Source organism: Blautia parvula (assembly GCF_020215665.1).
GTDB classification, from domain to species: domain Bacteria; phylum Bacillota; class Clostridia; order Lachnospirales; family Lachnospiraceae; genus Blautia; species Blautia celeris.
Genome location: NZ_CP084061.1, coordinates 3,859,808 through 3,878,967, shown reverse-complemented (window position 1 = coordinate 3,878,967; position 19,160 = coordinate 3,859,808). Strand labels below are relative to the sequence as shown.

The following is a 19,160-nucleotide window of genomic DNA, read 5'->3' as shown; positions in this document are numbered from 1 at the left end:
GAGGGGCTGTCAAAGGGTATAGGAACTGTCTTGTTTCTATGCCTTTTGATAGCTTCATTTGGGTATAATACAAGGAACAAATGGGAGGTTTTACATCATGTACCTAATTAACAATGCACAATGGAATCAAAAGCTTAGAAAGGCAATGCCAGGCGGAAAATATATACAGCTTTTACTGCCTTCTATTATTGGCATTGTGCTAAGCCTCAGTTTTTTTATAGGAGCTAGCTGGGCTTGGTATACTGATGCGGCACTGGGGGTCTTGGAAAATGTCAGTATGGCAGACTTCTCCTGCGACGTTTCGGTGATATCGGCAGATACTGATTTTTCCGATACCCGGCGCAGCGTGAGTGGTGAGCCAGCGGAATTCTCTCTTGTGGCCAATAGCACATATGAAGTAAAGATTTCAATATCGGGCACTGCTACAACCGGTTACTGCATCTTAAAGTTCTGGGATGCGGTAAATGAACGGCAAATGGTGTACTATACGGATCAAATCACAGCTGATTCCGCATTTGTTTTTACCTATCAGAATGGTGTGACGGAGCGGATGACAGTTGCGGGAGATCTGCAGGCAGATATTTTCTCTATAGAAACACATTGGGGGGATTGGCAAATCGCCGCATTAGAGGGCAAACAGGAAGAAATTCAGTACGTCCATGCCGGGGATGTCATTGGAAATGCACCGATACAGTTACCGTCTGAAGCAGAGTATGATCTGCAGAATATGACACAGCAAAGCAGTATTCTGGATTCAGATGGACTGCAAGTAATATTTACTGCCGACGAAGGTTTTACGTTACCCACACATGTTACGGTGACGATAAACAATGGTGAAGCACTTATTTATGAGCTGGTAAACGGTGTTTTAACAGTTCACGCCAGCCTTATTCCAAACGGTTCTAGAATCGTTGTGTCTGGGTCGGGTGAGCCGGTTCAGGAGATCCCGGATGAACCTGTTTCGGACTTTGAATCGGAGTCTATGCCAGAGAAATCAGATTCTGAAACTGAGTCCCAGTCTGATGAGACAATACCTGAACCGACTTCGGAGGAAACAGTTCCTGAAACGGAATCGGAGTCTGTGTCGGAAGAGGATTCTCTGCAAATGTCTGAAACGGATGCCTCACCGGCGCCAGCTGGGGAGCCCTAATTTGAACAAGCAGGAGGTAACACATTTGGTGGAATCAATGAAATTATTGGATTACTTGTCTGCAAAAGCAGGCTGCATGTATTTGTCTGATCTACATCAGGCAAACAACTTTTTGGCTGTACATCATGCACTGAGAGAGCTGCCCCCTGATACTTTCAGCGTGAAAGAATGGAATGATGCTGTTCGATATATAACCGGAGAGCAACATGATTTTTTCTCATCAGACGAGGCGGAAAAGTATCTTGCAGAATATGTTATGAAATAAGGAACCTTATAAATAACCGTGTATGTATGTTATCATCACCATAAACAGCATTTCCGAAAACAGGCCAATATATAGAAACCTAAGCGTTTTATGCGTATAGTTAGATTATCGACTGATTAAATGTGTCTTCGGGGCAGGGCGCTATTCCCGATTGGTGGTAAAGTCTGCAAGCGTTTCCCGTATGATTTGGTAACTCTTGTTGAGCATTAGAAGTTCAATAAGCAAACTATCTTCTTGGTAAAGAAAAGCAGAATGGCGGTTCAGCTGATATTCTGTGTATCCGCTCCGGAGCTTATAAGCTGTTAACAGAGAATGAAGGTATCTTCACAGAGATTCATATGGGTGACTTATACTTTTGCATGGAGCAGCGGTTGGTGCGGGTGGACGGGCAAGTGGTCGAACTGACGGCGAAAGAATTTGATATTCTTGCCCTGCTGATCACACACCCTCAGCGGGTGTTCACCTACGAGCTGATCATGGAGCTGGTCTGGAACGAGGATGTTACCTTTTACTCACGAAAAGCGGTAAGCAATCATATGAGCAATCTGCGGAAGAAATTGAAGATAACACCGGATGGCCTGGAATATATCAAAAATATTGTCGGTGTAGGTTATAAATTTGAAATACCATAACAAAGATCACAAGGATTTTACTTCCCTTGTGGTCTTGTTTTGCTTATGCCCCTTTTCCAGAGAACAGATCCCATTTGTTATTGTTCTCATAAGAATTTTGCCACTTGCCATTACCTTATTGACAATTGTGACTGAAGTTGCTATAATGTACTTGTTCAATAAGTACATTATATGACGGATGGAGGGATCCTGTGGAAATTATAATAAGCAGTAATACGAGTAAACCCATTTATGAGCAGATTACCTCACAGATAAAAGCTATGATTATGAGCGGTGAACTGCAGACGGGCGATCCTATTCCTTCTATGCGGGCATTGGCAAAGTCAATCCATGTAAGCGTTATTACCGTTCAAAAGGCATATGAGGATCTGCAAAGGGACGGATTTATCGAGACAACAGTCGGGCGTGGAAGTTTTGTAGCGGCACAGAATAAAGACTTTTATCAAGAGGAACAGCAGCGGTTAGCGGAAGAGCATTTACAGGAGGCCGCTGGTATTGGCAGAACCAGTGGAATTTCGCTGGGAAAATTAGTTGAGCTTTTGACTATGTTTTATCAAGAGGAGGAGTGACTATGGATACAATCTTACAGGTGAAAAATTTAACGAAACAGTATGAAGGCTTTCAGCTGGACCACGTTTCGTTTGACCTTCCGAAAGGAACGATTATGGGACTGATTGGCGAGAATGGAGCCGGAAAGAGTACAACGATCAATGCAATTCTTGATCTGATTAAGAAAGATGACGGTACGGTTACTTTTTGGGGACAGGAATTAGCCTCATCAAAACAGCTGAAAGAGGACATAGGCGTTGTGTTCGATGGAATCAATTTCTATGAAACATTGACGCCTGCGAAAGTGGGTAAGATCTCCGGAGCGGCCTATAAACAATGGGATGAATACCTGTACCGGGATTATCTGAAACGTTTCGGGCTTCCGTTGGATAAAGAGATCAAAACACTTTCCAAAGGCATGAAAATGAAATTGTGTATCGCTGTGGCGCTTTCCCATAAACCGAAGCTGTTGATTTTGGATGAGGCGACCAGCGGTCTTGACCCGGTTATGCGGGATGATATTCTTGATGTCTTTTTGGATTTCGTGCAGGATGAAAACCATTCAATCCTGATGTCCTCCCATATCACCACGGATTTGGAAAAGGTTGCCGACTATATTACTTTTATTCATCAGGGAAAAGTCCTGTTTTGCAAGACAAAGGATGAACTGCGCTACAAATATGGAATCATCCGCTGCGGTGCAGCCGTTTTCGACCAGATTGATAAAGCGGAGATCCTCGCTTACCGCAAAGACGATTACCAGTGGAATGTGCTGGTAGCTGATAAAGAAAAGGCCAGGAAAAAATATAAAGCGGCCGTCGTTGATGATGCTACGATTGACGATATTCTGCTGCTGTATGTGAAAGGAGAGCGGGCGAAATGAAAAGTCTTATATTGAAAGATTTATATAATATCGGACACAATACAAAATCTATGCTGTTTATACTTGCGGTGTTTGCTGTGGCTTTTATTCCTACCTCTGGTGTGGGAGCATATATTTTCATCTGCGGCATCTTATGCAGTATGATGATCGTAACCACTTTTTCTTTTGACGATAACTCCAAATGGACGCGATATGCTATGATAATGCCCATTTCAAAAAGAGATTTAGTGATTGGAAAGTTTATTGTCTTAGCAATCTTTTGTGCGATTGGAAGTGTATTCGGCTTGGCTATAGGCTTGGTCGGCGGAGGCATAGCAGGCAAAATTACATTCAGTCCTGCCGCTATTGTGGAACTGCTGTTTTTAACCTTAGCGGCAACGGTAATTTCCCTCATTTTTGGAAGTATGTCAATCCCGCTGGTGTTTAAATTTGGAGCCGAAAAAGGGCGCGTTTTACTATTGGTATCGTTCCTCATTCCAGCAGCAATTTGTTTTGGGGCATATAAGCTGCTTGCAATACTGGGCGTGGAGCTGACGGATCAGACGGTGTTTATCCTTTTATGCTGTTCCCCGCTTATCGCGTTGGTTTGGGGTTATGGAATGTATCAGATCAGTTATCGGATTTTTTTGAAACAAGAATTGTAAGGAGAGGTTGCTATGAAAAAATATGAGTATGTTAATATCGAATATTCGGCAAAAGGAGTGGTGTTTTCTTATGTTGAAAAGCATAGGGAAATCATAGACAGTTACGCGGAGAAAGGCTTTCGATACGTCGGTTTTGTCCCTACGGAAGTTGGGGCAAACGGCTGCATCAGAAAGATTGACTTGATTTTTGAAAAGTAGAAAATGCGGTGACCTTGATTTTGTCAAAGTCACCGCAAATACGTATTTGATGCTATTTATGGTTCTCATCAATTAGAGCCATGAAAGAAGTTCGCAAGTAAACGGAATATATTGTCCGTTGCTTCTGCAAGACTATCAAAAAAATTGTCTTTTGCTTCCACTAAATTCTCAATAACAATGTCTGTGTCATATGCTAAATCTCTGCATGTATTGGAGCAACCCGTCATTAGCATAAGGCATACCAAACACAGAAAAAGTGATAAATATTTTTTCATTTGATTTATCTCCGTTTGGAAGGGCCTCTGAACTACTGGTTATAATACTGCTGAACCTTAGCAGGCAATTCCTCATATTTTACTTCCGCCCAGGTCACCACACCCCGAATAAAATTGACTTTCAGACATAGGAACGCATCATCGGTCAAAATACGGCTTGTTTCAAACACAACGTCCTTTTCATTTCCGTTCTTATCGTAGGCCGCCAGCGTGTATTTATAATTCATTGCTCCATGCGGAGCGATTTCCTGTACCCATCTGTTATCTATTTGCGTATAGTAGTCGTCATTTTGGGTCGCAAGAAAAGCGCCCCCCATGCAGACGACAACTAATATTGCTGCAATAATGCCTACTACAACTTTTTTTGATTTCATTTGAAAATCCTCCTATGAAATTTCTTTTTCTTTGCTGCCCATTTTAACAAAGAGCAGAATTGAGGCAAAAATAATACCCAATACAATCATCGCTTTTTTCATAACTGGCTACCTTGCACTATGATTTCTTTTTTGAACCGTTTTCCCAGAATTTTTCTTCTTTTTCTTTGCGGTGGTTACTTCACGATTTTTCGCTGTGAAAACGATAATGAATGTCACGGCCAGTATAAACAGGATAGATGCTACGCTCAACAAGATGTTTCCTGTTGGATCACTGCTTCCATCCTGATAACCAATTACGGTAAGGCCTGCTGTAATAGGATATAGATCACGCAGGCCGTGGCCGGAGGCCATCATTCCCACAAAACCATAAAAGAAAGCAAAGCCAACACCGGCCATAAAGCTGCCGCTTCTTTGAGCAGTAAAGGCAATAACAGGCATGACCGCAATATAGGAAATCATATTGATACCGATCATCTGAAAAAGCACCTGTATCATACCGCCGATAGAAAATCCGGGAAATCCGCTGGCAAAGAAAACAATGAGTGTGAACAGGAATTCGATAACGGAAAGCGCTGCCGCCATACATCCAACAGCAATCAGTTTCCCAATCAGCATTTTCCGAAAGGAAACAGGGATTGTGAGAATATTTTTCAGCGTGTCGTCTGTACGCTCCCGGTCAATGATATATCCGGCAATCAATGCGATTGTTGCAGGATATATCAGAACTAAATTGTTCCAAATTACGCTGGAAGAAAAGTTCATGAGCGTATGGGTCGCCCCGTCAGAGGCTGTTGCCATAAACCGGGCAAGCAGCACGACAGTAAACATCGTTGCTACGCCGATCCAGATTACGGAGTACCGCTTCATTTTGCTAAATTCTGTTTTTATAATACTTACCATTTTTTCTCACCTCAACTTTCGCGTTTGCTATAAATTCTGACAATCGCCAGATAAGACAGCACCCCAATAATAACGACGGTTAATGCAACAAGCCACAGAGGTAAAAAATACGGCTCCATTACAGAATAAGCCGGGGTTCCGGGATCAACAAACCGCACCGCCTGCCAACGGTAAATAATAGGTGCTGGCATGATGTTTGTGATCATCTTCATCATTGGGTCTGTTGTGGCAAATAGTCCTCCATACGCAAGCATAAAGTCGAACATTGTATAAAAAAAGGTTAGAATAACCGAAAAGATATAGGAGCGGTTAAATCCGACAATCGCAATGACAACCGGCAAAATACTTGTTGTGTAAAGCAATGCTGTGATAATTGCAATCCCAAAGTTTCCCCCAATATTTGTCAACTCGCTTCCGGCAATCAGGCCGCCAACCATTGACGAAACCATGGTGGCAAAGGCAAAGATCAGTCCCAAAATATAAAGTACAGCGATTTTTGCGGTAGCAATCTTAGCTGGGGAGGTAGGGATAATGCGTAGGTTTTTCAAAGTATCGTTATCCCGTTCCATGAAAAATAGCATGGCCGCAATGATACCTAAAACAGCCGGAAGCATGATGGGCATACCCATAGTAACCAGCAAGCCAAAAACTGCTTCAAAGCCGGTAAAGTTACCCATGCTTCCAGCCAGTACAAGAGCCGTAAACGGAATTGGGAACAGAAGTGCGGCGAAAATCACAAATGATACAAAGTGTTTCCGCTTTAACTTCCGCATTTCGCATTGGATCAGTTTAAGCAATCCCCTCACCCCCTGTAATTCTCTTGAAGTAATCCTCCAAAGTATCCTCGCAGAGATGGGCTTCCCAAACATCAATGCCAGCTTCAATAAATGTGCGGTTAATTCTCGCTACAGGCAGGGCCGTATCATAAAGATACAGATTATTGCCATCCATAAGCTGGATGTTTTTGCTCTGAAACGTTGCGGCAATAATCTGTGCAGCCTTTTGTGCATCCGATACGCAAAAATGGATGTACTTCGCGTTTTTACTCTCCAGCGCTTTTAGGCTTTCTTCCTCCAGCAAATTACCGTGGTCGATAATTCCAACATCATCAGCCAACAGGGAAATTTCCGAAAGGATGTGGCTGGAAATCAAGATCGTTTTCCCTGTGGCATCGCACAATTCCCGGATAAAATCGCGCACCTCTGCAATACCGATGGGGTCAAGGCCGTTGATCGGTTCATCCAAAATCAACAGTTCGGGATTGTGGATGATGGCCAATGCAATAGCTAAACGCTGCTTCATACCGAGAGAATATTGCGAAAATAATTTCTTGTCCCGGTAAGGCAGGTTGACAACTTCCAAAGCATTTTTGATGTATTGCGGGCTTTTCAATCCCCGCAGGTCGGCAAAAATTTTCAGGTTTTCCGTTCCTGTCAAATTGGGATAAAAACCCGGTGACTCGATCAGACAGCCAATTCGGGGCAGGATTTCCTTTTCATTGCCATGAATTGGCTTACCGAAAATCTCCACTTCACCGGACGTGGGAGCTGTCAGTCCCAGCAGCATCCGCATGGTCGTTGTCTTGCCTGCACCATTGCGTCCCAGAAGTCCATAGATACGACCTTTTTTTACATGAATATTCAGATGGGAAACGCTGTTCTGATTTCCGTATTTTTTCGTCAGATCATGCGTTTCAATAATGTAATCACTCATATAGCTTGCGCCTCCTTTTTGTTTTCGTTATCAGCATAGCACATCAACTTTGAGATAACTTTGAGCCAACTTTGAATTTACTTTGAGATTTCAAGGCCAGAATAGTCAATCTGTCCATCTAGCGGTATAATATAAACAGAAAAAAGGTGGTGACTTATGAACGATAGAATGATTCTTGTGGTAGACGATGAAACTGAGCTGTTGGAAATGGTGAGATCCATTTTTATGAGAGCCGGCTTTACGCAAGTGTTGACGGTATCCTCTGGTGAAGCTGCTCTGAAAGTATGTAAAGAGAAGCAGCCGGATATGGTGATCCTTGATGTTATGATGCCAGGCATGGATGGATTTGCCACACTAAAAGAATTGCGAAAGATAAGCAAAATCCCGGTTCTCATGCTGACAGCTCGCGGTGAAGCGGAGGACAAATTTGCGGGTTTTGAAAATGGAGCGGACGATTACCTGTTGAAACCATTTCTGCCGAAGGAATTATTATTCCGGGTGCAGGCCATATTGAAGCGGGCCTATCCTGGGAAGGATCGCAAAGTGTTCTTTGATACAGCAACCGTTGATTTGGAAAAAGCAATGGTTCAACGAAATGGGGAAAGCATCTCACTGACGGCCAAAGAGTTCCAACTTTTTGAAAAGCTGTATGAAAACGCAGGCCGAATCGTCACTACCGGCGCACTGTGCCAGGCGATTTGCGGCGACTTCTGGCAGGGATATGAGAGTACGTTAGCAACCCATATCCGGCATTTGAGGGAAAAGATTGAAGAAAATCCCTCAAAGCCGATTGCCCTTGTGACGATCAAGGGGATCGGGTACCGCCTGAATATTAAGGGGGCGCAGACGTGAACACATCAGAACGATTTTTTCGCCGTTATATATTTTCCACAGTTAGGATTATAGTTCTTTTTCTGGCTGTCAATGCACTGTTAGTAGCTTCCTATTTTGTAATAGCTTATTTAGGTAATGTGGCAACATCCAAATTTCCAATCGAGGATTTTTCAAATCATATCATGGCAACAGATGGGGAATTCAGTGCAGATACACAAGCGAAAGAAATGCTGAATAATTTTGAAGCGTGGGCTATGATCCTAGATGATGATGGCACTGTCGTTTGGGAAGAAAATCTGCCGGAAGAATTACCACGCCATTATTCCTCAATGGATATTGCCATGTTTAGTCGCTGGTATCTTGATGATTATCCGACCAATATTGCAAAACGACAGGATGGGCTTTTGGTGATCGGCTTGCCTCCAGAAAGCGTTGTGAATTACTATTTTTCTTTCAAGGCGCAATATATTTGGCCTATGCTATTCGGATTAACGGCGGTATTCTGTATCAATATTTTTTTGATGATATATTTGTTTATCCGCAATGCCCGCCGGGTAGAAAAAGCTATGGCGCCGATTTTGAGAGGCATTCGGCATCTATCAGTTGGAAAGCCTGTCCATCTGGAAGAAACCGGCGAGTTAGCAGAAATCAATGCTGGTTTGAATAAGGCCGGTGACTATTTGCTGAAAAAGGATAATACCCGTGCAGACTGGATCAGGGGAATTTCCCATGATATACGCACACCGCTTTCTGTGATTTTGGGATATGCAAGCGAAATAGAAGACACTTCTTCTTTGCCGGAAGCTGTCCGAAACCAGGCTGGGATAATCCGGAGACACAGTGAACGGCTAAAAGATTTAGTGGCTGATTTGAATTTGTCAACTAAATTAGAATATTCTATGCAGCCTATGCAAAAACAAAGCCTTGACCCGATAGAGTTAGCACGTCAGGTTGTCAGTGAAGTATTGAATGATGGCCTATCAGAACCTTACGAGTTGGAATTATCAGAAGATAATCCCGGTAAAAACATCTCGATTCTCGGGGACCAGGTTTTGCTTAATCGGATGCTGAATAATTTGATAAGAAATTGTATTGTCCATAATCCCAATGGGTGTAAAATACAGATTTCTGTTGGCAGTAATGATGCAAGCTGTACTTTTTCCGTTATGGATAATGGGCATGGAGTGAGTGAACTGCAATTAAACGCATTGAACAGTGACGAGGATATTTCCAGTACACAAAAACAGACAGATGAAGCAGAACATGGTTTGGGTCTTAAAATTGTGCGGCAGATTGTGAAAGCACATCATGGGGATGTTTTATTTTCTGGTGCGATCCCACATGGATTGATTGTCAGTATTCACCTGCCTATGAAACTATAAAATCTTTACTGTTTACGCCTTTAAAAATTCACAAAAATTAGGACAATAGCAGGATACATCGGGAAAGAAAGCAGAATCCTCCCTGGTACAATTTACTCAATCATAGCAAATGGAAGAAGTCCACTGCTTAGTCAGGTAAATTGAAGGGGAGGAGGTGCAGTATCCTTATAGAGGGAAAGAATTCTCCTTACACTGTTGTCCTTGGTTGAACGCAAGTCTTACAACTGAATATTGTTTGGCGGCCTGTTCAAAAGCGTAAACAACAAATGCACCGATGCCTGATATTATATCGGGTATCGGTGCTTTCTTCATTGCTGTTCAGGATGAAAGGCAAGCCATTTTGCTCTATAGGTATCCAAATAAAACCGATTCCCATACTCATTTTGGACAAAATGCTTTTTGACCTGATACCAGCCCCGCAATTCAGTCCGCAAATCTGAGTCTGGAGAGATTGGCTCCAGCCATATCCGGGTAAACTGCTGGATCTCAGATAAGATTAGCGGTTTTCCGGATGGCAGGCTCGGTTCGGAAAATAACTGGGGCAGCGTAAACAGCCTTTTGGCGTCAGCAAACGGAACGGTCTGTCCATTTGGGAGCAATAGAGTATGATTGCCGGCATCAACCAGCATCCATCCATACTCCGCAGACCAGACTGGTTTTCCGTGAAAGATTGGAAGGGTTTCCGGAGCAATTGGTACAGATTGGACCGAGATCCCCTGCTCTGACCGTCCGAGGAGAAAATCCGTTGTTACACCATAGAGAACAGACATTTTCTCAAGTCCGTCAATGGAAGGAGACTTGCGTTCTCCCTCCCATGCGCTTAGGGTTGGCTGAGAGATGCCGAGTTTTTCGGCAGCCTCTGTCATCTTTAATTTGTTGATCAGCCGTGCCTGTTTGAATTGTCTTGGCATCTGTTCACCACCTTTATTCGTTTATTTGCCAATAACCATTTTTATCTGAGCCGATTCTTTCAATAATACCTTTTTCCTTTAAGTTTTTGATTCTCCCAAATACAGCTTTCCTTCCGATATTCAATTTATCAGCAAGATTTTGATAGGTGTAAGCAGGATCCTCAGAAAGAAGAGCAAGAATCTCTTTTTCTTTGTCACTTAAATTTACAGTTCCGTTTACAGTTCCATTTACAGTTCCATTTGCAGTTTCCCCTGGTCCATATACAATCCGATCTTTTGGTGCAATAAATTTGATCATAACCGAATTTCCGGTAATATCGTATTCCGGCAATGGTACACCATCTTCACGGCAGGCATCACAGATCTTTTCTATGCCGCGCCCCCAGCTTTCAATAAAACCGGCAAGATAATATACATGGGCAATATTAGGGTTAAAGGGCTCAGACGAGTGCTTTTCCATGAGCTTCTCTGCAGACCAGTTTTCAGGCAGTCGGCCGCAGTTTGCAATATATAATCTGTCATTATATACACTTACCTGAATCGGTATGCCACGGGCATAGTCCTTATGGCACAGGGCATTCAAGAGAGCCTCGCGCAGTGCCGCATCTGGGACGAAATAACGCTCGATCCGCTGCATTCCTTCGTATGTGATCTTTGCTTTCATATACTTCAGATGGATAGTTTCGATAATCCGATCAATCTGGTCAAGCAGTGAACCATGTATTTCATCCTGATACCGAAGTTCAGAATCACTTTCAAAATAACCGATTTTTGTAAAAGCACCAAGCTGCCACTCTTCGGGATCGTTTGCAAAAAGGAGCATGGCAGCATTTGTTAAGTAGTCATTATTCATTAAGTGCAGCTTTTTCATCAGCGTCTCTTTTTGCTCATCTAAAGCGCTCTCATCAATACGTCCCTTTTTGGCCGCCCACTTTATAAAACGCTTAACAACACCATTATCAATATCAGAGATTGTGAAGGACGGCAAAGGAAGGTTGTCCCAGGTTGCGCCCTGTTTACGGAGCAAAAAGCTCTCCAGTTCCAATCCGGTTAATTTCTGATTCGTACTGCCACTGCGGTAATAATAAACGCCTTTGTATGAGATAGCAATAGGATAGGGCTGTACAGAAATTTCAATATACTCGGTTTCGCCATCTGTATGAAGGTTGACAGGCACAATAATACCCATAGCATCACGGATTTTATTCGGAAGATCCTCAAGCAGCTTATGGGAATTAGACAGGCCTACGGTTTCGCCATTATCGTTTTTGCCGATGTAAAGCGTGCCGCCCTGTGCATTCGCAAAACCACAGATCCATGCCAGATAGTCATCTTTCCAAATTTCTTTCCATTCTATAATCTGCATCTCAGGCATTGCTTTGTTCCTCGCATTTCTTTATATATTTACCGCTTTTAATGCGTGCATCGGCTGGCTTTTCTGCATCTTCAGGAATAAGCCATGTGTTACCGGTCTTCTGAGTTCCGGGGATACGACCCTCGCTGCAGAGGATACCTACACGGCGAGAAGAAAGTCCCCACTTTTTGCCGGCTTCCGTTGTTGAAATAAATTTCATAATTTATCGCCCCCTTAACTTTATATATTATATTCGGTTTGCGGAATAATATCAAGGGTTTTGCTAAAAATGTCAGAATGATTTCCGGATACACTTTTTCGTTTTTTCATTTTTATACATAAATCATATATTTATAGCTATTGACTTTCCGCTTGCAACAAGCTATAATATGACTATAAAATCAATTTAGTCATATAGGAGGTATAAGGTATGTATGAAGAAGTTGGAATTTCTTCAAATAATGTTCCGATAACACTTTCTATCTGGTATACAGAAAGAAGCAGTCCTACTATTGTTTTTTTGCCGGGTACTATGTCACACCCTCTCATGTATGAGAATTTTCTATGCGGATTGAGTGAAAGAGGATTTAATATAATAGGCGTTCACTATCTTTCACACGGAAAAAGCCCTAAAATCAAGAAAAATTATATAATGGAAGATATGTTGCATAATGTATATGACGCAACGACTTACGGAATAGAAAATTTCGGTAAAAACATAGCTGTCATGGGTTCCAGTCAAGGAGGGATTTTAGCTGCAATGGCGGCGGGTAGGGACACAAGGTTAAAAGCTGTTTTTCCACATAATATCATGCTGACTACATTAAAAGAAACTATGAGCCTAACAAAATATCCCGTATGGACACACCGTTTTATGGGGCTGATACAATGGGGCTTTCGCGTGGGCGGAAAGTTGTTCCCTAACTATAAGGTACCGGGAGATGCTTATTTAGACTATAACAAAGTATTTTATAGTGAACAGGCAAAACACGATTGCTTAAATGACCCTATGCTTTTACCCTATTATCCTTTAAGATTTGTCGCCAGTTTATTCAATGCTGACTTATCGTGTCTGGAGAATGGGTCTATACAATGTCCTGTTATTTTAATTACTGCCAAAGGTGATCCGCTTTTTAGCTTTGATTATACCAGCAAAGTATTTGATTTAATTCATGCGCCGCAAAAGGAATTGCTTACTTTAGAACTTAATCGTCACATGATTTTTAATGAGGATACAGACACGACGATAAACGCATTGGAACCTACATTGCATAAATATCTCGGATAGTATATTGATAATATGAGCAGTAAATGTTATACTTTTCGTGACGATAATAACAATTTAGTCATAAGGAGGTTATGAGAATTGCCACGATTTACAGAACAAGAGAAAGAGATCATCAGCAATAAACTTTTGATAGAGGGAGAAAAGCTGTTTGCATTACACGGTTTGAAAAAAGTAACGGTTGATGATTTAGTGGCCGCCGTAAATATATCAAAGGGATCTTTCTATGCTTTTTATCCCAGTAAAGAACATCTATATGTGGAAATCAATTTTCGCTTACAAAAAGAGCTATTTGAAAGTATAGAAGCAACAATTAAAAAGAAAAAATATAAGAACCATAGAGATTTAGCAAAAGACGTTATTATGCTAAGTTTAACGGGTTTGATTACTTCACCTATTCTTTCGCAGATTGACCTATCTATAATGGACTATCTGCAAAGAAAATTATCACCGGATATTTTTGAAAGCCATATGCACAATGATATTCGTATATTGGAGATACTGGAAGATCTAGGGGTTGTATTTTTGGTTCCGCATACGGTTATTATAAAATCCCTGTATTCTGTTTTGTCCTGTTTGGAACAATTCAAAGAGGATGAAGAACTGAATATGATACAAAACCTTTTAGTGAATGGGATTATTCAGCAAGTAGTAGCAGAGTAACAATTTTGTTTGGTTATTTGACAGGCAGGTAGCCAAACAAATTTTTTACATTTTATATGACTATATATCTATAAACGTCATAAGGTTAAAGGAGGAAAAATAATGATTGATGTAAAAAAACTGTATTTCAGCTATACTGAAAAGCCCTTTGTTGAAGATGTGAGTTTCCATGTTGGACGTGGAGAAATTTTCGGCTTTTTAGGACCCTCTGGAGCTGGGAAGTCAACCATACAAAAAGTATTGACTGGGCTTAATACAAAATATAAAGGCAGCGTAAAAGTTGCAGGTATTGAAATAAGGGAACGTACAAATCGGTTTTATGAGAATATTGGAGTGGACTTTGAATTTTCTACCTGTTATGAGAAATTTACGGCACGACAAAACCTTGCCTATTTCGCTTCGCTGTATGAAAAGCAGCCCCGGTCTATTGATGAATTATTGCATATGGTAGGCTTGGAAAATGACGGAGACAAAAAGGTTGCCGACTTTTCCAAAGGTATGCGTTCTCGCTTGAATTTTATCAAAGCGTTAATCCATGACCCCGATATATTATTTCTTGATGAACCAACAAGCGGCCTTGACCCTACAAATAATCGCTTGATGAAAGATATTATCCTTGCAGAGAAGAAGCGCGGAAAAACTATCATAATCACCACTCACAATATGTATGACGCAACGGAGCTATGCGATCAGGTAGCTTTTATTGTTGCGGGAAAAGTCAGCGCGTTAGACAGCCCACATAATTTAATCATGTCAAGGGGTGCTGCAAAAATACAATATACCTATTATGACAACGGCGAAAAAACCGGGGAATGTCTGCTTGATAGAACCGCAGAGGATAAGATGTTAAAAAATTTAATTTCAGAAAATCGTCTGCTTTCTATCCATAGTAGTGAACCTACGTTAAATGACATTTTCGTTGATATTACGGGGAGGACACTTCAATGAGATTAGGACGCTTAATTCGTGGAGATATACATTTCCAATGGAAATATGGTTTCTATTTTATTTACTTTATCTTGACGCTTCTGTATGTGTGCGCGATTGCTGCCTTGCCAGAGCATTGGAAAAATAATATTGCAGCTATTATGATTTATTCTGACCCGGCAGCTATGGGACTATTTTTTATGGGGGCGATTGTCCTTTTAGAAAAAAGCCAAAAGGTATTAAATGCTATGGTGGTATCGCCTGTAAAAGTGTCGGAGTATATACTTTCAAAAACAGTTGCGTTGATTGCCATATCTACGATAATTGCAATGATATTAGGATTAGTTTCCGGCAGTAATCATTTACTTGGTATCGCAGTTGGAACAGCCTTGACATCAGCGATCTTTACTATGCTTGGAATAATTGCAGCTACAAGAATTTCAAACTTGAACCAATTTCTCATTGTGATTATGCCCATAGAGATTGTTTGCTTTGTTCCACCAATCGTTGGTCTGTTTGTAAAGTTACCAGATATATTCCGCTTTTTCCCTTTTACCGCCTGCATGAACCTTATAACCGGGAAAAACAGTTTACTATCGTTTGATATGGTACTTGTAATTGCTACGTTGATTATTCTCTACATAGTTGCGCGACGTACAGTTCGGCATATGTGGAAAAGTTTGGGAGGTGTAAAGATATGAAAAGGGTATTATCCAGTACCATGCAGATATTTAAGCAAATCAAGAGCGACCCTATGATGTTTGCAGCTTGTTTTACGCCTTTTGTCATGGGAGCTTTGATTAAATTCGGTATTCCGTTTCTTGAAAGGATAACAGATTGTTCTTTGCAAGAATACTATCCGATTTTTGATTTATTACTTTCTATCATGGCTCCTGTATTGCTCTGCTTTGCATTTGCAATGATTACGTTAGAGGAAATTGACGATAAAGTGTCACGGTACTTTTCGATTACCCCTCTTGGTAAGTCGGGGTATCTCTTTACAAGGTTGGGAGTACCCTCAATTATTTCGGCGGTCATCGCTTTTATTGTACTGTTGCTTTTTTAAAGTAAAAAACACAATAAAAATCTGATTATCCGCTAAAACACAGTATCTATCAGCATTTTCAAGAAAACAAATACATCAATTTACTACTTATTTACTACCATTGAATGAGCCTTGATACGCCAGTTTTCCTAGATATGCAAAGATATGGTACAGCACATCAGTATTGAAACAAGAAAAAAATTGAATATTTTATAGACTATGGAACGCCTAAAATGACGTTCCTTTTCTATTTTCAGCCGTTCTTATTGGACGGCTATTTTATTACCCAAAATGAAAGGAGCATTAGATTTATGAAAAAGATGTTAAAACGATTGTGTACGGGCTTCTTAGCTTTTGCAACTGTCGTTACTGCTTTACCGACTACACCCGTCCATGCAGAAAGCAAGCAATACTGGACGGAAAGTGCGGAGCGTGTCGGTATCATTGAAAAAGTAATGAATGACGGTTCTATCGGTTCGACATTCAATGAGGGCTATATGAAAATCGAGGGCGAAACTGCCTATTGTATTGACATCAATACAGATTTTAAGAACGGCTACAAGACCAGAGCTGACGCAAGCTCACGCATGAGTGCTGACCAGATTTCAGATGTGGCGTTATCCTTAGAGTATGTCAAACAGTATGGTGAAGCTCACAAGGAACTGAACTACAAACAAGTCTATCTGTTGGAACAATGTGTAGTCTGGCAGAGATTGAGCGTATATCTTGGCTGGCAATGCGACAACGTGCGAGCTTCTTATGATGAAATTCCAAAGGCAACGCAGGACGAAGTTTTCACTGGTGCAAGAACTTTTGTCAAAGAGAATAAAGGACGCTATGAATGTGGCGGTTATATCTACTCTGGCGAGGGGCAGGAATTGGGACAATTCTGGGCGAAACTGAATGTCGGAAATGCGAAACTGCAAAAGACTTCCAGTAATACCAGCATTACAGACGGTAACGGGAATTACTCTGTCGCTGGTGCGACCTATGGTGTCTTTTCTGATAAGGACTGCACGAAACAGCTTGCCACCCTTACGACTGATGAAAACGGAAATACAGATGTTGTAGAGGTAAAGGCTGGCACAGTTTATATCCAGGAACTTTCTGCACCAGCAGGATATAAAGTAGATAAAACTGTATATTCCTTAAAGGTTGAAGCTGGAAAGACAGCGACCTTGAAAGTATCAGATATACCAAAAGTAACGGACACTTTGATTGAGCTTTTCAAGATTGATATGGAAACACAGAAAGGCAATCCGCAGGGGAACGCTTCTCTAGCAGGTGCGGAATTTACATGGAAGTATTATGCTGGCTTCTATAACAAAGACAATCTCCCTGCCGAAGCTACTCGTACATGGACTACAAAGACAATCACTGAAACAGACAGCGACGGGACAACCCACTACATCACAAAATTAGCGGACGCATACAAGGTATCTGGCGATAGCTTCTATATGCAGGACGGCAAGGCGGTTCTTCCACTTGGAACGCTAACCGTTGAGGAAACGAAAGCTCCAAACGGCTACTTGTTAGACGGTGCATATATGCAGGCTGGCGATAAGTCCGAACAGATAAAAGGCTTATATGTAACACAGATTACAGAGGACGGCGACCTTGCCGTACTTACTGGAAGTAACCAGTTTTCTGTATCAGACAAGGTTATCCGTGGTGGTGTGAAAATTCAGAAACGAGATTTAGAAACGGGCGATACAAAGCCACAAGGAAGTGCTACCTTGAAAGATACTGCTTTTGACATCATTTCCTTAAATGATAATGCGGTATTGGTTGAGGGCAAATTATACAAGAAAAATGAAGTGGTAAAAACAATCCATACCGATATTGAGGGTGTCGCTTCTACTTCTTCTGACCTTTTACCTTATGGAAAATTCCGTATCGTTGAAAGTGAAGCTCCCGACGGTTACTTAACTGACGGTGCAAAGCCGATTGATTTTACAATCACAGAAAATGGAAAAATCGTGGACTTAACCGACGAAGCTCATTCTATCTATAATCAGATTAAGCGTGGAGATATTGAGGGTGTAAAAATCGGTGCAGGTACACACAAGCGTCTTGTTGATGTTCCCTTTAGGATCACAAGCAAGACGACTGGCGAAAATCATGTTGTGGTAACTGATGATAACGGGCAATTCTCCACTTCTGCTGACTGGGCTTCTCATAAGCACAATACAAACGCAGGCAAGACCAGTGAGGACGGTGTGTGGTTTGGGACTTCTGAACCAGACGACAGCAAGGGGGCATTACCTTATGATACCTACATCATTGAAGAATTACGCTCTGATAGTAACAAAGGCTTTGAACTTATCCCACCTTTTGAAATCGTGGTATCAAGAAATAACCTTGTGATTGATTTAGGAACGCTGACTGATGAATACGAAAAAGAAATCTCTATTCATACCACAGCGACCAGCAAAGACGGCGAAAAGACTATCCTTGCAGGAAAAGAGGTTACAATCGTTGATACCGTAATCTTAGAGGGCTTAGAAGTCGGTACACAGTACAAACTTGTGGGCTGGCAGATGTTGAAAGAAGAAAATGCAGAGCTTCTTATCAATGGAAAACGTGTGAAAAGTGATTACACTTTTACTGCTGACAGCGAAACTATGAAAGTGGAAGTTGCCTTTACCTTTGACGCTACTTCTCTTGACGGCAAACAGCTTGTAACTTTTGAAGAATTGTACGATTTAAGCAATCCAGACGAGCCGAAGAAAGTTACCGAGCATAAGGATATTGAGGATAAGGGACAGACGATTACCTTTAAGGAAAAAACCAAAGTCCCAGAAGAACCAAAGAAACCCGAAACACCACAGACACCAGATACACCGCATAAAACAGACAGTCCAAAAACTGGCGATAGCACAAACCTTTACGGACTGCTTGCACTTCTTTTGACTTCTGGTGCTGGACTGGCAGGTATCTTCTTCTGCAAACGCCGTAAAATGAAGAAATCATAAGGCGGTAACGGTATGAGAAAAGAAAAATCACGTTCTCCGCCGATACCGTGTCGGCAGACTTCCGCTTATTCTGGATTGTCTGCTACTTACCTGCAAGAACACGGATAGTCAAGGGTGCGTAAGCATTGATTTTACCCTTTACTATCTGGGGGATTGCTGGTACTTCCCAAACCGCCAGAATAAGAAATCACAATCAAA

Annotated in this window: 22 protein-coding genes and 1 pseudogene; 15 read left to right on the top strand and 8 right to left on the bottom strand. The window is 41.6% G+C overall.

Going from position 1 to position 19,160, the window contains the following annotated elements; translation table 11 throughout:
- Positions 1-97 precede the first annotated feature (97 nt).
- From LC508_RS17955 to LC508_RS17925, 7 genes are all read left to right on the top strand, one after another.
- On the top strand, positions 98-1,150 hold the full coding sequence (locus LC508_RS17955) for a hypothetical protein (protein WP_103731665.1): 1,053 nt from the start codon (positions 98-100) through the stop codon (positions 1,148-1,150).
- A 25-nt stretch (positions 1,151-1,175) separates the two neighbouring features.
- A complete protein-coding gene (locus tag LC508_RS17950; protein ID WP_081960180.1) occupies positions 1,176-1,415 on the top strand; it encodes a hypothetical protein in 240 nt (79 codons plus the stop codon).
- A gap of 338 nt (positions 1,416-1,753) precedes the next feature.
- Positions 1,754-2,047 (top strand): winged helix-turn-helix domain-containing protein, encoded by a 294-nt coding sequence (locus LC508_RS17945; protein ID WP_330425226.1) that lies wholly within the window; start codon positions 1,754-1,756, stop codon positions 2,045-2,047.
- Positions 2,048-2,238: 191 nt separating this feature from the next.
- Complete coding sequence (locus tag LC508_RS17940) at positions 2,239-2,616, top strand: GntR family transcriptional regulator (RefSeq protein WP_033140107.1); 378 nt, start codon at positions 2,239-2,241, stop codon at positions 2,614-2,616.
- A gap of 2 nt (positions 2,617-2,618) precedes the next feature.
- Positions 2,619-3,479 (top strand): ABC transporter ATP-binding protein, encoded by an 861-nt coding sequence (locus tag LC508_RS17935; RefSeq protein WP_054351707.1) that lies wholly within the window; start codon positions 2,619-2,621, stop codon positions 3,477-3,479.
- Positions 3,476-4,123, top strand: a complete 648-nt coding sequence (locus tag LC508_RS17930; RefSeq protein WP_054351708.1) for an ABC-2 transporter permease — start codon at positions 3,476-3,478, stop codon at positions 4,121-4,123. Before LC508_RS17935 ends, LC508_RS17930 begins: the two co-directional genes overlap by 4 nt.
- A gap of 12 nt (positions 4,124-4,135) precedes the next feature.
- Positions 4,136-4,321, top strand: a complete 186-nt coding sequence (locus LC508_RS17925) for a DUF4177 domain-containing protein (RefSeq protein ID WP_023042600.1) — start codon at positions 4,136-4,138, stop codon at positions 4,319-4,321.
- 68 nt (positions 4,322-4,389) lie between these two features.
- On the opposite strand, the gene LC508_RS17920 is transcribed toward LC508_RS17925, so the two are convergent.
- The 5 genes from LC508_RS17920 to LC508_RS17900 form a co-directional block, all read right to left on the bottom strand.
- Positions 4,390-4,596, bottom strand: coding sequence for a hypothetical protein (locus tag LC508_RS17920; RefSeq protein ID WP_103732910.1), 207 nt, complete (start codon positions 4,594-4,596; stop codon positions 4,390-4,392).
- A 32-nt stretch (positions 4,597-4,628) separates the two neighbouring features.
- The gene (locus LC508_RS17915) at positions 4,629-4,970 is read right to left on the bottom strand and encodes a YxeA family protein (protein ID WP_023042598.1); all 342 of its coding nucleotides are present in this window, start codon (positions 4,968-4,970) and stop codon (positions 4,629-4,631) included.
- Positions 4,971-5,078: 108 nt separating this feature from the next.
- Entirely contained in the window at positions 5,079-5,873 is a 795-nt protein-coding gene (locus LC508_RS17910; protein WP_103732911.1) for an ABC transporter permease, read from the bottom strand.
- An 11-nt stretch (positions 5,874-5,884) separates the two neighbouring features.
- The gene (locus tag LC508_RS17905; RefSeq protein WP_054351711.1) at positions 5,885-6,670 is read right to left on the bottom strand and encodes an ABC transporter permease; all 786 of its coding nucleotides are present in this window, start codon (positions 6,668-6,670) and stop codon (positions 5,885-5,887) included.
- Entirely contained in the window at positions 6,663-7,586 is a 924-nt protein-coding gene (locus LC508_RS17900; RefSeq protein WP_054351712.1) for an ABC transporter ATP-binding protein, read from the bottom strand. The genes LC508_RS17905 and LC508_RS17900 overlap by 8 nt, the downstream gene beginning before the upstream one ends.
- A 156-nt stretch (positions 7,587-7,742) precedes the next feature.
- Between LC508_RS17900 and LC508_RS17895 the strand changes: the two genes are divergently transcribed.
- Positions 7,743-8,438 (top strand): response regulator transcription factor, encoded by a 696-nt coding sequence (locus LC508_RS17895; protein WP_023042593.1) that lies wholly within the window; start codon positions 7,743-7,745, stop codon positions 8,436-8,438.
- Complete coding sequence (locus LC508_RS17890) at positions 8,435-9,802, top strand: sensor histidine kinase (RefSeq protein WP_103732226.1); 1,368 nt, start codon at positions 8,435-8,437, stop codon at positions 9,800-9,802. Before LC508_RS17895 ends, LC508_RS17890 begins: the two co-directional genes overlap by 4 nt.
- Positions 9,803-10,110: 308 nt before the next feature.
- Here LC508_RS17890 and LC508_RS17885 read toward each other — a convergent pair whose 3' ends face one another.
- From LC508_RS17885 to LC508_RS17875, 3 genes are read right to left on the bottom strand one after another with little or no spacing between them, the layout of a single operon-like run.
- Complete coding sequence (locus LC508_RS17885; protein WP_103732227.1) at positions 10,111-10,713, bottom strand: helix-turn-helix domain-containing protein; 603 nt, start codon at positions 10,711-10,713, stop codon at positions 10,111-10,113.
- A gap of 13 nt (positions 10,714-10,726) precedes the next feature.
- Positions 10,727-12,088, bottom strand: coding sequence for an ATP-binding protein (locus tag LC508_RS17880; protein WP_023042309.1), 1,362 nt, complete (start codon positions 12,086-12,088; stop codon positions 10,727-10,729).
- Positions 12,081-12,287, bottom strand: coding sequence for a MerR family transcriptional regulator (locus LC508_RS17875; protein WP_016295769.1), 207 nt, complete (start codon positions 12,285-12,287; stop codon positions 12,081-12,083). Before LC508_RS17875 ends, LC508_RS17880 begins: the two co-directional genes overlap by 8 nt.
- A gap of 210 nt (positions 12,288-12,497) precedes the next feature.
- On the opposite strand from LC508_RS17875, the gene LC508_RS17870 reads away from it, so the two are divergent.
- The 6 genes and pseudogenes from LC508_RS17870 to LC508_RS17845 all read left to right on the top strand — a co-directional run bounded on the left by LC508_RS17870 (position 12,498) and on the right by LC508_RS17845 (position 18,962).
- Positions 12,498-13,355, top strand: a complete 858-nt coding sequence (locus LC508_RS17870; RefSeq protein WP_103732229.1) for an alpha/beta hydrolase — start codon at positions 12,498-12,500, stop codon at positions 13,353-13,355.
- Positions 13,356-13,433: 78 nt separating this feature from the next.
- A complete protein-coding gene (locus LC508_RS17865; protein ID WP_103732230.1) occupies positions 13,434-14,015 on the top strand; it encodes a TetR/AcrR family transcriptional regulator in 582 nt (193 codons plus the stop codon).
- 102 nt (positions 14,016-14,117) lie between these two features.
- Entirely contained in the window at positions 14,118-14,963 is an 846-nt protein-coding gene (locus tag LC508_RS17860) for an ABC transporter ATP-binding protein (RefSeq protein WP_054351715.1), read from the top strand.
- Positions 14,960-15,643, top strand: a complete 684-nt coding sequence (locus LC508_RS17855; protein WP_103732231.1) for a fluoroquinolone export ABC transporter permease subunit — start codon at positions 14,960-14,962, stop codon at positions 15,641-15,643. The genes LC508_RS17860 and LC508_RS17855 overlap by 4 nt, the downstream gene beginning before the upstream one ends.
- Positions 15,640-16,005, top strand: a pseudogene (locus LC508_RS17850) (ABC transporter permease); the annotation flags it as partial. The gene LC508_RS17855 and the pseudogene LC508_RS17850, both read left to right, overlap by 4 nt.
- A gap of 293 nt (positions 16,006-16,298) precedes the next feature.
- The gene (locus LC508_RS17845; RefSeq protein WP_118090821.1) at positions 16,299-18,962 is read left to right on the top strand and encodes an MSCRAMM family protein; all 2,664 of its coding nucleotides are present in this window, start codon (positions 16,299-16,301) and stop codon (positions 18,960-18,962) included.
- Positions 18,963-19,160 lie beyond the last annotated feature (198 nt).

Coding starts and splice junctions, on each gene's coding strand:
- LC508_RS17845 (WP_118090821.1), top strand. CDS start 16,299: ATGAAAAAGATGTTAAAACGATTGTGTACGGGCTTCTTAGCTTTTGCA.
- LC508_RS17885 (WP_103732227.1), bottom strand. CDS start 10,713: ATGCCAAGACAATTCAAACAGGCACGGCTGATCAACAAATTAAAGATG.
- LC508_RS17910 (WP_103732911.1), bottom strand. CDS start 5,873: ATGGTAAGTATTATAAAAACAGAATTTAGCAAAATGAAGCGGTACTCC.
- LC508_RS17925 (WP_023042600.1), top strand. CDS start 4,136: ATGAAAAAATATGAGTATGTTAATATCGAATATTCGGCAAAAGGAGTG.
- LC508_RS17880 (WP_023042309.1), bottom strand. CDS start 12,088: ATGCCTGAGATGCAGATTATAGAATGGAAAGAAATTTGGAAAGATGAC.
- LC508_RS17870 (WP_103732229.1), top strand. CDS start 12,498: ATGTATGAAGAAGTTGGAATTTCTTCAAATAATGTTCCGATAACACTT.
- LC508_RS17875 (WP_016295769.1), bottom strand. CDS start 12,287: ATGAAATTTATTTCAACAACGGAAGCCGGCAAAAAGTGGGGACTTTCT.
- LC508_RS17915 (WP_023042598.1), bottom strand. CDS start 4,970: ATGAAATCAAAAAAAGTTGTAGTAGGCATTATTGCAGCAATATTAGTT.
- LC508_RS17955 (WP_103731665.1), top strand. CDS start 98: ATGTACCTAATTAACAATGCACAATGGAATCAAAAGCTTAGAAAGGCA.
- LC508_RS17900 (WP_054351712.1), bottom strand. CDS start 7,586: ATGAGTGATTACATTATTGAAACGCATGATCTGACGAAAAAATACGGA.
- LC508_RS17860 (WP_054351715.1), top strand. CDS start 14,118: ATGATTGATGTAAAAAAACTGTATTTCAGCTATACTGAAAAGCCCTTT.
- LC508_RS17945 (WP_330425226.1), top strand. CDS start 1,754: ATGGGTGACTTATACTTTTGCATGGAGCAGCGGTTGGTGCGGGTGGAC.
- LC508_RS17920 (WP_103732910.1), bottom strand. CDS start 4,596: ATGAAAAAATATTTATCACTTTTTCTGTGTTTGGTATGCCTTATGCTA.
- LC508_RS17855 (WP_103732231.1), top strand. CDS start 14,960: ATGAGATTAGGACGCTTAATTCGTGGAGATATACATTTCCAATGGAAA.
- LC508_RS17930 (WP_054351708.1), top strand. CDS start 3,476: ATGAAAAGTCTTATATTGAAAGATTTATATAATATCGGACACAATACA.
- LC508_RS17895 (WP_023042593.1), top strand. CDS start 7,743: ATGAACGATAGAATGATTCTTGTGGTAGACGATGAAACTGAGCTGTTG.
- LC508_RS17935 (WP_054351707.1), top strand. CDS start 2,619: ATGGATACAATCTTACAGGTGAAAAATTTAACGAAACAGTATGAAGGC.